We start from the raw sequence: 13091 nt of genomic DNA, 5'->3' as shown, positions 1-13091 counted from the left end.
TTTAAAAAGGTATTCATGAATCTTTGATTTCGCCAATAACCATCAAGGTGGGAATCAGGACTTGTTATGGCTCATTTCATAGAATCGTGAAGTTACAAATTTGCTTAGAAACAAAGTTGGGCAGGATATAAACTATGACCTGTAAAAAAATTATATTTGCCCAATAAAACAAAATACGATTATGGCCATTGCAGATTTATATACCAGTGGAGAACATAGAAGAAATTTGGCACATTTTGCGGCCCTCGCTACTCTTGCCTCTGTTGATGGAGAGGTAAGTACGGAGGAAAAGCTTTTATTGGACCGATTTGCCACCAAACTGGATATCACACAGTCCGAATATAAGGAAGTCCTTAAAAAAGAGAACAAGTATCCTATTGAGGCGCCGCTTGATTCCGAGAAACGTTTGGAGCGACTTTATGATTTGTTCAGGATTATTTATTCTGATCATGAAATGGATCCGGAAGAAAAGATTCTGGTTAAAAAATATGCTATTGGACTAGGTTTTAATGGGGAAAAGGCAGATAAAGTTATAGAACGTTCCGTTCAAATTTTTGGAGGTAAACTTGATTTTGAGGATTACCTCTATTTGGTCAAGAAATAATTTACAAAGCACTTGAAACAGAAAGGGGAGCGATTCGCTCCCTTTTTTATTGGCACCGCCAAAAGGTATAATACACCAAGGCTTGCCCGCCTGAACGCCAGTCGGGCAGGCATCAAAATTAAAAGTTCGTTTTCGAAGAATATCTCCTGAGCTTGCCCCGAGGTTGTTTACTGGTACTTATCCAGGAATTCCTGCAGTTTTTCCACCATTTTCCGGCTACCGCAGAAAAAGGGAACACGTTGGTGCAGTTCGGTAGGTTGTATGTCCAGAATCCGCGTTTTACCACCAATGGCGATTCCGTTCGCCTGCTCTGCAATAAAGGCCATGGGATTGCATTCATACAGTAATCTCAATTTTCCGTTTCCAGTGAGGCTACTTTTGGGGTACATATAAATGCCGCCCTTTATCATGTTCCGATGAAAATCCGATACCAAAGACCCAATGTACCTTGATGTGTAGGGCCTGTCTTCTTCCTCCATTTGGCAATATTTGATAAAGTCCTTCACCCCTTGATGAAAATGAACGTAGTTCCCTTCGTTCACGGAATAAATCTTGCCGTTTTCTGGAAATTTCATATTGGGGTGCGATAGGTAAAAGGTTCCCAAAGCTGGGTTGAGGGTAAAACCGTTAACACCATCGCCAGTTGTGTAGACAATCATGGTGGAGGTTCCGTAAACAACGTAACCCGCGGCAACCTGTTGGTTACCAGGTTGTAGAAAGTCCTCAATGGTGACTGGGGTACCAACCGGGGTCACCCTTCTGTAAATGGAAAAGATAGTACCTACAGATACGTTTACATCTATATTGGAGGAACCGTCCAAAGGGTCTATGAGCACTACATATTTATTCTGATGGTTTTCATCACTGCTGTTTATAGAAATGAAACTATCCTCTTCTTCGGATGCTATTCCACAGACAATTTCCCTATTGGTTAAGGTCTGTATGAACTTTTCATTGGCAAAAACATCCAATTTCTGTTGGTTTTCCCCTTGGATATTGGTCTCGCCCGAGGTACCAATTATATCCACTAGCCCCGCCTTGTTGACTTCGTGGTTTACCACCTTGGCAGCCAAACGAATGGCGTTGATTAATTTGGATAGTTCCCCAGAGGAATATTGGAAAGATTTCTGGTTTTCAATGATAAATTCCCCTAAGGTTTGTTTTCTGAAGGCCGACATAGGATATAAAGGTTGATCTCACTACAAATAACGCCTATTTTGTGAAACTCTTGTGTTTGGTTTTCACTTCTTTGTTTAAAATTATAACTTTGTGTTTTATTTGTAACAATGAATTATAATATCAGAGCTTCCCGAAGGGAGGATATGGTACAGGTGTTGGAATTGATCCGGGAGCTTGCCGTATTCGAAAAAGAGGAAAATGCGGTTGAGGTTACCGTGGCCGATCTGGAAAGGAGTGGCTTTGGAGATGATAAGTTATTCCACTGTTTCGTGGCCGAACAGGAAGGGGTTATCGTTGGAATGGCCTTGGTCTACCCCAGATATTCTACATGGAAGGGACCCATCATCCACTTGGAGGATCTCATCGTCACGGAGAAAATGCGTGGAAGTGGTTTGGGGACCGCTTTGTTGAATAAGGTAGTGAAGTATGGCCACAAATTGGGTGTAAAAAGGATAAGTTGGGAGGTGCTCGATTGGAACGAACCTGCTATTGAATTTTATAAAAGCAAAGGTGCAGATGTAAAACGCGATTGGGACGTGGTGCACTTGGATGAAAAAGGGATAGCCAACTATTTGGCGAAGATTTAAAATTTTAGAATCGTAATTCGTGTATGAGAGTATTTAAGTTTGGAGGTGCCTCCGTGAAAGATGCGGAAGCGGTAAAAAATGTAGTAAACGTATTGCAGACAGTAGGCTATGAAAACACGCTGTTAGTAGTTTCCGCCATGGGAAAGACCACCAATGCCATGGAAGAGGTGGTAAATGCCTATTTTAAGAACAAGAAGGACATTCCCTCGAAAATATCTAACATTGTGGAGTACCACAACGGCATCATAAACGATCTGTTTGAGAACAAACAACATAAAATTTATAAGGACTTTAAGGTGTTGATCGATGAGATCAACGGATTTTTGGTCTGGAACAAATCCCCCAATTACAATTTTGTCTATGACCAAATTGTAGGATATGGAGAATTGATTTCTACCACCATTATCAGTGCCTATTTGGAGAAAGTCGGTATCGCCAATAACTGGTTGGACGTGCGCAATTATATCAAGACCGATAACAGTTACAGGGACACTACCGTAAACTGGGAAAGGACCCAGGCCAATGTAGCGGATATCGATAAGAAGGTACTGAACATCACCCAAGGTTTTTTGGGTAGTGACGACAACAACTTTACGACCACTTTGGGAAGGGAGGGGTCGGATTATACCGCTGCCATTCTCGCCTATTGCCTTAATGCAGACTCCGTGACCATCTGGAAGGATGTGCCCGGTGTTTTGAACGCAGATCCTAGATATTTTAAGGAAACGCAGTTGTTGAACAATATATCCTATCGAGAGGCGATCGAACTTGCCTTCTATGGTGCATCGGTCATACATCCAAAGACCCTGCAGCCGTTACAGCGTAAGGAAATACCCTTACATGTAAAATCATTTTTGAACCCCAAGGACCCCGGGACTACGGTGGGCAAGGGCATGGGCATCGAACCCAAAGTTCCCTGCTTCATCGTTAAGAAAAACCAAGTGCTTATGAAATTGTCCTCACTGGATTTTTCCTTCATGGTGGAGAACAACATCAGTGAGATTTTCAAGCTATTTCATGACTTTAAGATCAAGGTGGACCTGATCCAAAATTCCGCAATAAGTTTTTCAGTTTGTGTAGATAACAAATTTGGTGGTTTGCAAGATCTTTTACAGCAATTAAAAAGTAAGTTCAAGGTGGTACACCATGAGGATGTTTCGCTCTACACCATCCGGCATTTTAACGCCCAAGCACTCGAATCCTTGGTCAATGGGCATGAAGTTCTGTTGGAACAGCGGGGTAAGGAAACGGTGCAATTAGTGGTGAAATAGCCTTCTGCGCTATTTTTTCCCTTCTTTAAAATAGTGACCTCCACTACCATTTTCCTATATTTATGCCCTGAAATTGTTTAGGGTATGGGTTTAGTGACCGCAAAAGAAGTGGCAAAGGCCGTTAACTTGTCCAAGTACGGCTTTCTGGGAACTTTTATAGGTTGGGTGTTGATGAAGGTCACCCGCATATCCGGTGTCAATAGGTTTTACGATAGTATTTCGCACTTGGAAGGCAAGGAATTTACCCAGGCCGTTTTGGACCATTTTGAAATCGATTTTGAAATTCCCGAAGAGGATTTTAGGCGATTGCCCAAAGACGGCCCGTTCATCACCATTAGCAACCATCCCTTGGGAGCTATTGACGGTGTTCTGCTGATGAACCTATTGCTTCCCAAAAGACCGGATTTCAAGATCATGGCCAACTTCCTGTTACAGCGTATGGTGCCATTGGACCCTTACATTCTTCCGGTAAATCCGTTCGAAGGGCATAAGGATGCCAAAAGTAGTGTGAGCGGATTTAAAAGGACACTCACACATCTAAGGGATGGGCATCCCTTGGGGATATTTCCGGCAGGGGAAGTTTCCACGTATCGCGATGGAAAATTGATCGTGGACAAACCTTGGGAAGATGCTGTCTTAAAGCTAATAAGAAAGGCGGAGGTACCGGTAGTCCCTATTTATTTTCATGCCAGAAATAGCAAGCTTTTTTATAGGCTTTCCAAACTGAACGATATTTTTAGAACGGCTATGATTCCTTCACAGGTATTTTCACAACATAACAGACCCATAAAAATCAGGATCGGCCAGCCTATAACGGTACAGACCCAAAAGGAACAGGAAGACATGGTGGAATTTTCAGATCTGTTGCGAAGAAAGACCTATATTCTCTCCAACGCCTACGAAAAGGAACGGCTGATAGACCAAATACCCACTTCCCTAAAAATCCCCAAACCGCCCAAAAAGATTGCTTCCGCCATGCGAAAAGAGGTGATGCAGGGCGAAATCGAAAAGCTTCGGGAAAAGGATTGCAGGTTGTTGCAAAGTAAGAACTACGAGGTTTTCCTAGCCAAGGAGAAGGATATGCCTTTTATCCTCAAGGAAATTGGACGGCAGCGAGAGGTTACCTTTCGGGAGATAGGGGAGGGCACCAATAATTCCATTGACCTGGACAAGTTCGATTCCTATTATTACCATCTTTTTTTATGGGACGATGCGGAAAAATGCATTGTGGGTGCCTACCGCATGGGTCTGGGTTCGGAAATTTTCCCGGAATACGGTATCGACGGGTTCTATTTGCAGGACCTGTTCAGGGTAGAACCGGAATTGTATGGGATGATGAAAAATTCCATTGAAATGGGAAGGGCCTACATTACCAAGGAATACCAGCAAAAACCCATGCCCCTGTTCTTATTATGGAAAGGGATCGTCCATACGACCTTGCGCCATCCGGAGCATAAATACCTAATAGGGGGCGTAAGTATCAGCAACCAATTTTCCAATTTTTCAAAGAGCTTGATGATCGAGTTTATGAAGTCGCATTATTGGGATCCCTATGTGGCCCAATACATTCGGCCCAAAAAGGAATTCAAGGTAAAGCTTAAGGATGCCGATAAAGAGTTTGTCTTTGATGAGACACAGGCCGATTTAAATAAGTTCGATAAGATGATCGATGAGGTGGAACCCGGTAGCCTGCGTTTGCCCGTCCTTATCAAAAAATACATCAAGCAGAACGCCAAAGTGGTCGCATTTAACGTGGACCCCTTGTTCAATAATTCTGTGGATGGTCTCATGTACATTAAAATAGCCGATTTGCCCGAAAGTACCGTAAAACCGGTCATGGAGGAATTTCAGGCGGAATTGGAACGCAAGTTGGCTGAATCCCAACAAAATCAAGAATAAGGTTTTAATCTATACCGATAACCGTACTGCGTCTTTCAAAAAGTACGTTATCAATCCAAACACCGTTCAAATTTCCAACCTGCTCGCGGACACCGATTTTTCTGAAACCTACCGATTCGTGTAGTTTTATACTTGTTTGGTTCAATGGAAAAATCCCCGATTGTAAGGTCCAAAATCCTTGTGCTTCACTTTCCAAAATCAAATGTTCTAAAAGGGCTTTTCCAAGGCCCAGCCCCCTGTACTTTTCACCTATGTATATGCTGACCTCCGCTACGCCCCTGTATACATGTCGGCTAGAGACAGGTGCTATCGCTGCCCATCCAGCAAGATTGTCCTCATAAAGTCCCACAAACCGACAAATTTTCAAGTGTGACCTGTCCCATTTGTCGTAAGTGGGAATCTGGGTCTCAAAAGTGGCCATGCCTGTATCAATTCCTTCTTTGTAGATCGTGGCCACTTGAACCCAATCGGATGGGTCCATGGTTCTAATGGTAATCATTGGTATTTTGATGGTTAACAACAACCATTGCCAGGGGCACAAGCTGAAGCTGGGGCCACAACTGTTTCAGGAACGCCACATAGTTCCTTTGCCTTGCAATCCGTTTTTTCTACCCCTAACTTTAAAATTAGGTCCTCATTGGAAACTTCATAGTCGTTAACGAACAGTTGTGCGGTGTGAAAATTATTGTTGCTATATTCAAATTTTACCTCAACGTCCCTTTCCATGGGCTTTACTTTGTCGACTTTTTTAAGAATGGAAAGTGCTTTATAGGCTGACATATAGTCCCTTTTTCCGATTTCCAAAGGACTTTCCCATAATTGAATGATAGTTTCTTTCCAGAAGTCTGGACGGGCACCACAGTCTACGGAATCAATGGTTACATTTTTAACTTCCGTTATGTGGTAATTGGCGCCTACCAATTGGCCAGGGGCATACTCAAAAAGTAAGTTTTTACCAGAATTTACTTCGAGGATATTTAAAAGCTCTTTTGTCTTCATATTATGATTTTTTGTTTTAACAACAGTTTGTTTTGGTCTTATTGAAAAAGGTGTTCAACATTTCTTGAATAGCCGACCATCTTTCCAGATTGATGCAATAGCATACCCGTTTCCCTTCTATTTCCCCAGAAATTAAACCGATACTCTTCAATTCTTTTAAATGCTGGGAAATGGTAGGTTGGGCCAAGCCTATTTCGTCTACAATATCGTTGCAGATACAGGCTTCCTGCTTGCTTATATATTCGAGGATGGCGATCCGTGCAGGATTAGCCAACACCTTAAAGATAACGGCCAGTTCGTTCTGCTTGTCAGTAAAAATTTGTGTTTTGGTAACCCCCATCATAATATTTATATATTGCAATATTACGATAATAAATTAAAATAAAAAAAGCCTTTTTCATAAAGGCTTTTAAATTTTAGAACCAAGGTTTCTTGCCCACCTGATAGGTGTTATAAAACTCTTCGTCTGATTTGGTAAGATAGATAATCCCTTCAATCAAACCGACTAATCCCGGAATCCAAACAAACAACAGCCCAACGGCTAAGCATGACAAAACATAAGCAGCTAATGAAACCCCTAAAAGGATGAATCCTTCCTTTTGATAGCCTAGTATGAACTTATGTACCCCAAGCGAACCCAATAAAATTGCTAGAATACCCGCCAATACTTTTTTGTTCTCACTTCCACCAGTAGCACTTTTTAAGCCTTCAGTGAATTCATTTGCGGTCTTTTTTGCTTCATTGGCGAAATCGTTGGCAGCATCTTCTGCCTTATCGCCAAAATCTTTGTTTTCTTCTGACATGGTATTATTTTTAGGTGGTTAATTATAATTTAAAAGTAAAGAATAAAACGTTATCACAAAAAAACTTTATCATTAGGTTCCCAAAGCTCCAATTTATTGCCATCTGGGTCTAGAATCCAACCAAACTTACCATAATCGTATTCCTCAACTTCCCCGACAATTGTAACTCCCTCCTTTTTCAATACTTCTAAAAGTTCAATTAGGTTTTCAACTCTAAAGTTCATCATGAAGGAGGAAGTACTGGGCTTAAAGTATTGGGTATCTTCGTTCATAGGGCTCCATTGGGTGGAGCAGTCATTTCCTTGCTCATCCTTCCACCAAAATGTACATCCGTACTTATCTGTATTTAAGCCAAGGTGTGTTTTATACCACTCTTTTACTTTTTCTGGATTAGACGTCTTAAAAAAGAATCCGCCCAATCCAGTTACCCTGTTTTTCATACGTTTCTTATTTTCCAGTTTTATTCTCGTAAAGGGCTATCCAGTCCTGAACGCTCATTTTGCGCGCTAGATTCCCAATTAGTACATAGGGAATGTCGTCCAAGTTCTTGAACCTAATACAGCTTTTCCCCATATCCAATTTACGTTTACTGTGTTTAGGATATTCCGTTTTAAACCAATCCAACAACCTGGGGTCCGCGTACAGACCGTAATGATAGAGGGCTACAAAGTTCTTTTGGGACGCCAAATTTATAAAGGGGAGAGGAAGTTTCGGATCTACATGGTAACCGACGGGATACAGGCTATGCGGCACTACATAGCCCAACATGCCATAGCTGATCTGTTCCTCAAAACCTTCCGGTAGATTTTCCAGGATGTTTTTCCTAATTTCCAAAATTACCGCCTTTCTTTCTTCGGGCAATTGGGAAATATAGTCTTCTGGTGAATCCGCCTTGTACTGCATCTCAAACGTGTTGGTCTATTAAAATGGGGTTGCCATCTGGATCTAATAACGTAATGCTGGCAGGTCCCGAGGTGCCTTCTTCCACTTTTCTAACAAGGTTTAGGCCTTTGCCCTCTAGCTGCTTTTGGATGTCACGAATATCGGTATAATTGTTCAAGGTATTGGCATTGGAATCCCAACCGGGATTATAGGTGAGGATATTCTTTTCAAACATACCTTGAAAGAGTCCAATGGTAGAGGTTTCATTTTTTAGAATCAGCCAATTTTGTTCAATATCGCCATGGAAAACCGAGAAACCCAAAGCTTCATAAAACGCTTTGGAGGCCTTAATGTCCTTGACACTAAGGCTTACGGAAAAAGAGCCTAAGTTCATTTTAAAGGTGTTTAAGTTTGACTATCAATCCCTTAAGCTACAAATTTATTTTTGATTTTGTCCACCACGGTCTGTGCCAACTTAATTTTGCTCTCTACCGTCCAACCGGCCACATGGGGGGAGAGGATGACATTTTCCGCATGGGTCAAATATTCAAAGGCCTCGGGAAGTCCTTTTCCGGCAAACATATTTTCAAAGGAGGATTTTTCATATTCAAGGACGTCTAAACCAGCGCCCAACACTTTCCCCGATTTCAAGGCACCGACCAAATCGGCCGTATTTATGCATTTGCCACGGGCCGTGTTGATGATCCAGATATCATTGTGGAATTTGCTCAAAAATTCCGTATTGACCATGCCTATGGTAGCATCGGTTTGGGGAACGTGCAGGCTTAGGACATCGGTTCTCTGGTGTAACTCCATGATGCCTACTTGCCGGGCATTTTCATCCTCTACGCCACCTATGATGTCATAACAGATAACCTCCTCTACATCAAAACCCTTTAGTTTTTTGGCAAAGGATTTTCCCATGTTTCCGTATCCTACGATACCTACTACCTTACCCTCCAATTCTACCCCTCGGTTGCCTTCGCGGTCCCATTTGCCGTTCCTGACTTCGGCATCAGCCTTGTTCAATTTATTGAAGAGAGACAGGAGCATGCCCAAGGCATGTTCCCCAACGGCGTTTCTATTTCCTTCCGGCGCAGCGGCCAAAAATATGCCCAAGGACTTGGCATACCGGGTATCGATATTCTCCAAACCTGCGCCCAAGCGTCCAATGAATTTTAAGTGCTTCGCCTTGTCCAGAAAAGAGGCGTCAATGGTAAATCGGCTTCGGATAATGAGTCCGTCGTAGTCCCCAATTTTCTCTTCTATCGCTTTCTTTGTGGAAACATAGTCCTCATCATTTACAAACCCCATTGCGTTGAATTGTTCAATAATCAAGGGATGGTTTCTATCTACATGAAGTACTTTCATAGGATATTTAAATTTTTGGATAGGTGGTCTGGGTGAGGTCATGGGTTACATTGCCTGTATGGGCCGTGGAAATTTTTTCAAATAAAAGGATATGGACTTCCTTGCCCTCATCGGTCTTGGGACAATGTTCCACCCCTTTTGGTACGACAATAATTTCACCTTCCCTTACTACTTCGGTACGGTCCCTAAATTGCATGTAGAGTGTCCCCTTTATGACCTGAAACAATTCATCTTCATGTTCATGGGAATGCCAAACAAACTCACCTTTAACCTTTGCCAATAACACCTGCATGTCGTCCACGACCGCTATTTGATGTGGGTGCCAATACGTGTTGAACCGACTATGTTTTTCCTGAAGATTGATGGTTTTCATTTTTGAACGGATATTAAGTTCAAATCCCCAAAATAAGCTTGGCGATCATAAAATATATGAGGATGCCAAAAATATCATTGCTGGTGGTGATAAAGGGACCCGTGGCAATGGCAGGGTCTATGCCCCTTTTATGCAGGAACAAGGGCACAAAAGTACCGATCAGTCCAGCTACTATAATGACCGCTATCAAGGAGATGGAAATAGCAAAGGAGATATTGACCTTGCCTTCATAGGACCAAACAAATATAAATAGTAAAATAGCGAGTATAATACCGTTCAAGGTGGCCAACAACATTTCCTTTATCAATCGGTTGCTGATACTTCCCTTTAAATCGTCATTGGCAAGGCCTTGTACGATGATGGCACTGGATTGTACCCCTACGTTCCCGGCCATGGCGGCGATTAACGGGGTAAAAAAGAAAATAATGAACTGCTCCTGTTTGAAATCCTCCTCAAAGCCACCCATAATCATAAAGGCACCAATACCGCCAATAAGGCCCAAAATCAGCCATGGTAACCGTGCTCTGGTCAAATCAAGGATACTGTCGTCTGCCTCTACATCCTGCGAGATACCCGCAGCCATTTGATAGTCCCTATCCGCTTCTTCCCTGATTACGTCCACGATGTCATCAATGGTGATACGCCCCACCAACCTGCCAATCTCATCCACAACCGGGATGGCTTCCAAGTCGTATTTGGACATGATCTTGGCAACCTCTTCCGGTTTTTCATTGACGTTGACGGAGTCTACCTTGGGAATGTAGACATCTTTAATATGTGTTTTAGTGGAAGTGGTCAACAGGTCCTTGAGCGACAACCTGCCAATGAGCTTGTCTTCTTCGTCCACGACATAAATTGAATGTACGCGGGTCACATTTTCGGCCTGGGCGCGCATTTCCTTTACACAGGTGAGTACGTTCCAGTTTTCCCTTACTTTTACCAATTCCTTGGCCATAAGGCCCCCGGCGGAATATTCATCGTACCGAAGCAGGTCAACGATATCCTTCGCATGCTCCCGGTCCGCTATTTCAGAAATTACCTTTTGAACCATTTCCTGCGGAAGTTCCCCAATGATATCCGCGGCATCGTCCGTATCCAGTTCCGATAGTTCCTCGGCGATTTCCTTGGAGGAAAGATTGCTCAAAATAGCCTCCCGAACGTCTTCGTCCAATTCCGTAAGCACATCGGAGGTTTTGTAGCTATCCAGGAGTTTTATGAGGTAGGTGGCCTCGTCCTCGTTGAGTTCATTGATAATTTCCGCCACATCCGCATAATGCACGTCCTCCAAAAGGGAATTCAGTTCCGTATCCCTTTGGTGTTCGATGAGCTCCTCTATGTGGGCAATGAGTTCCTCTGTGAGTTTAAATGGCGTCATGTGCTATCTTCTTTGTCAACGCAATGAATTCCGAAACGGAAAGCTGTTCCGGACGTTGGTCAAATATAGCATCTTCTTTAAGATTTTCGGAGAGTCCGAGTGTTTTTAAACTGTTACGGATGGTTTTCCTGCGCTGGTTAAAGGCGGTTTTAACGATGGTAAACAATAATTTTTCATCGCAGTCCAATACGTAGTCCTTTTTTCTCGTAAGGTTCAATACTCCGGATTGCACTTTTGGTGGCGGGTCAAAAACCTGTGGATGCACCGTAAAAAGGTACTCCGCATCATAAAACGCCTGCGTAAGGACGGATAATATCCCATAGGTCTTACTACCTTCCCTTGCGCAGATACGCTGTGCCACTTCTTTTTGGAACATTCCAGAAAACTCTGGTACTTGGTGCCGCATCTCCAACATTTTAAAAACGATCTGTGTGGAAATGTTGTACGGGAAGTTCCCGGTGATGGCAAAGGGTTCAGCACCAAAAAGGGTGGACAGGTCGTAGTTAAGAAAATCGGCCTCCACTACCTTAAAGGAGCCGTTGCCTTGAAATACCTTGGGGTGTTCCAAGGGAAAACTGTGGTTGAGGTAAATGATGGATTCGGCATCCAGATCCATAGCGACCAAATCAATTTCCTTTCGCAATAAATATTTTGTGAGTACCCCGGTGCCGGGACCGATTTCCAGCACATGGGTATAGTCTTGAAACGAAAGTGTTTCCGAAATTTTTTGGGCGATGTTCTCGTCCTTTAAAAAGTGCTGCCCAAGGTGCTTTTTGGCTTTGACCGGACTTTTTTGGTCGGCATAGTTTCCCTGATCATCGCGAGGCTTTTTATTTTTTCCCTTTCCCTTTCTTTTTCCCATTTCAGATTTTTTTAAAGCTTCCCCAAATGTCAGGTTCACCTAGAGCTAGGTGCTTACCTTGCCAAATATACCCAAGCTTTTTTACCTGAAAGCAAACCGACCTCGATTCTTTCGTAGGCGTCCCCTTCATATAAATCGGCCTTTTTTAATTCATCGTCCGTCAGCACATAGACTTTACCATGAATTTTATCTTGCGGATTATGGGTCGGTTCCAAGGTGGGATATAAACCGGCGACCTTTATATCGGAAATCCGATGTCCGTGTAAGGTATCGTCATACCCGCCCAAAAGCCTTGAAAAAACACCCAATTGAACCTCTTTTTCCTGTAAGGTGCCATAGGTAAAAAGATGTTGCGTTGCGGTATTCCGATGCACAAAAAACTCATCTACCACCTCTAGTTCCGTCCGGAATGAAATCAATTGGTCCGCAAATAATTTTTGCCCTTTCTGCCTTAATCTTGGGGCATCCTCCCTGTAATAGTCATTGAGCATTTCCTTGCTGGCCACGGTATATTGGACAGAATAGGTGTGCCCCGTACCTTCTTCGGCCAATACCTTGGTCATTTTTGCACTCAGGAACTTTCCTGTGGCAAGCACCTCTGGAATATGTACGGATTTCATCCAGTGAAGCCATTTTTCATGGGCCTTATCCTCTATGTTGCTGGTTACGTTATAAATGTACATGGGGTGATGGTTGTTCGTTTTTGGTTGTTGATTGTTCGCTATGCGCTTTGCGCTAAACGCTTACCGCTGTTCGACTCTAAGCTATTAACTGTTCAATGCTAATTGTTTATTATGTATTGCCTCCAGCATATTTCTAACTCTTAACTCTACACTCTGAACTCCGCACTCTGCATTCTGAACTCTGCATTCTGAACTCTGCACTC

17 protein-coding genes are annotated in these 13091 nt (G+C 42.9%); 4 read left to right on the top strand and 13 right to left on the bottom strand.

Features of this window, described 5'->3' with window-relative positions; genetic code table 11:
* The first annotated feature begins 181 nt into the window (after window positions 1–181).
* Window positions 182–604 carry a tellurite resistance TerB family protein gene (locus tag PP181_RS00895; protein ID WP_272635618.1) on the top strand — a complete coding sequence of 141 codons (423 nt, stop codon included), beginning with the start codon at window positions 182–184 and terminating at the stop codon, window positions 602–604.
* 167 nt (window positions 605–771) lie between these two features.
* On the opposite strand, the gene fbp is transcribed toward PP181_RS00895, so the two are convergent.
* On the bottom strand, window positions 772–1782 hold the full coding sequence (gene fbp, locus PP181_RS00890; protein ID WP_272635617.1) for a class 1 fructose-bisphosphatase: 1011 nt from the start codon (window positions 1780–1782) through the stop codon (window positions 772–774).
* Between the two features lie 108 nt (window positions 1783–1890).
* Between fbp and PP181_RS00885 the strand changes: the two genes are divergently transcribed.
* The 3 genes from PP181_RS00885 (at window position 1891) to PP181_RS00875 (ending at window position 5540) form a co-directional block, all read left to right on the top strand.
* Window positions 1891–2370 carry a GNAT family N-acetyltransferase gene (locus tag PP181_RS00885; protein ID WP_272635616.1) on the top strand — a complete coding sequence of 160 codons (480 nt, stop codon included), beginning with the start codon at window positions 1891–1893 and terminating at the stop codon, window positions 2368–2370.
* Window positions 2371–2393: 23 nt separating this feature from the next.
* The gene (locus PP181_RS00880) at window positions 2394–3641 is read left to right on the top strand and encodes an aspartate kinase (RefSeq protein WP_272635615.1); all 1248 of its coding nucleotides are present in this window, start codon (window positions 2394–2396) and stop codon (window positions 3639–3641) included.
* Between the two features lie 84 nt (window positions 3642–3725).
* Window positions 3726–5540 (top strand): lysophospholipid acyltransferase family protein, encoded by a 1815-nt coding sequence (locus PP181_RS00875; protein WP_272635614.1) that lies wholly within the window; start codon window positions 3726–3728, stop codon window positions 5538–5540.
* A gap of 4 nt (window positions 5541–5544) precedes the next feature.
* Here PP181_RS00875 and PP181_RS00870 read toward each other — a convergent pair whose 3' ends face one another.
* The 12 genes from PP181_RS00870 to PP181_RS17680 all read right to left on the bottom strand — a co-directional run bounded on the left by PP181_RS00870 (window position 5545) and on the right by PP181_RS17680 (window position 12888).
* Window positions 5545–6039, bottom strand: coding sequence for a GNAT family N-acetyltransferase (locus PP181_RS00870; protein ID WP_272635613.1), 495 nt, complete (start codon window positions 6037–6039; stop codon window positions 5545–5547).
* Window positions 6040–6053: 14 nt separating this feature from the next.
* On the bottom strand, window positions 6054–6539 hold the full coding sequence (locus PP181_RS00865) for a DUF6428 family protein (protein WP_154917393.1): 486 nt from the start codon (window positions 6537–6539) through the stop codon (window positions 6054–6056).
* 16 nt (window positions 6540–6555) lie between these two features.
* On the bottom strand, window positions 6556–6879 hold the full coding sequence (locus PP181_RS00860; RefSeq protein ID WP_154918490.1) for an ArsR/SmtB family transcription factor: 324 nt from the start codon (window positions 6877–6879) through the stop codon (window positions 6556–6558).
* Between the two features lie 76 nt (window positions 6880–6955).
* The gene (locus PP181_RS00855) at window positions 6956–7342 is read right to left on the bottom strand and encodes a TM2 domain-containing protein (protein ID WP_138257900.1); all 387 of its coding nucleotides are present in this window, start codon (window positions 7340–7342) and stop codon (window positions 6956–6958) included.
* 53 nt (window positions 7343–7395) lie between these two features.
* On the bottom strand, window positions 7396–7782 hold the full coding sequence (locus PP181_RS00850; protein WP_154917392.1) for a VOC family protein: 387 nt from the start codon (window positions 7780–7782) through the stop codon (window positions 7396–7398).
* 7 nt (window positions 7783–7789) lie between these two features.
* Window positions 7790–8245 (bottom strand): DUF1801 domain-containing protein, encoded by a 456-nt coding sequence (locus PP181_RS00845; protein WP_272635612.1) that lies wholly within the window; start codon window positions 8243–8245, stop codon window positions 7790–7792.
* Between the two features lies 1 nt (window position 8246).
* A complete protein-coding gene (locus PP181_RS00840) occupies window positions 8247–8618 on the bottom strand; it encodes a VOC family protein (protein ID WP_272635611.1) in 372 nt (123 codons plus the stop codon).
* Window positions 8619–8650: 32 nt separating this feature from the next.
* The gene (locus tag PP181_RS00835) at window positions 8651–9595 is read right to left on the bottom strand and encodes a 2-hydroxyacid dehydrogenase (RefSeq protein ID WP_272635610.1); all 945 of its coding nucleotides are present in this window, start codon (window positions 9593–9595) and stop codon (window positions 8651–8653) included.
* 7 nt (window positions 9596–9602) lie between these two features.
* Complete coding sequence (locus PP181_RS00830; RefSeq protein WP_154917388.1) at window positions 9603–9968, bottom strand: cupin domain-containing protein; 366 nt, start codon at window positions 9966–9968, stop codon at window positions 9603–9605.
* A 19-nt stretch (window positions 9969–9987) separates the two neighbouring features.
* A complete protein-coding gene (gene mgtE, locus PP181_RS00825; RefSeq protein ID WP_272635609.1) occupies window positions 9988–11343 on the bottom strand; it encodes a magnesium transporter in 1356 nt (451 codons plus the stop codon).
* Window positions 11330–12205, bottom strand: a complete 876-nt coding sequence (gene rsmA / locus PP181_RS00820) for a 16S rRNA (adenine(1518)-N(6)/adenine(1519)-N(6))-dimethyltransferase RsmA (protein WP_272635608.1) — start codon at window positions 12203–12205, stop codon at window positions 11330–11332. The genes mgtE and rsmA overlap by 14 nt, the downstream gene beginning before the upstream one ends.
* 53 nt (window positions 12206–12258) lie before the next feature.
* On the bottom strand, window positions 12259–12888 hold the full coding sequence (locus PP181_RS17680) for a DUF4286 family protein (RefSeq protein ID WP_330072448.1): 630 nt from the start codon (window positions 12886–12888) through the stop codon (window positions 12259–12261).
* Between the last annotated feature and the right edge of the window lie 203 nt (window positions 12889–13091).

The organism is Maribacter sp. PR66 (assembly GCF_028464205.1).
GTDB classification, from domain to species: Bacteria; Bacteroidota; Bacteroidia; order Flavobacteriales; family Flavobacteriaceae; genus Maribacter; species Maribacter flavus.
Note: the sequence above shows the minus strand (reverse complement) of the source record. Positions and strands in the feature narration are given on the sequence as shown.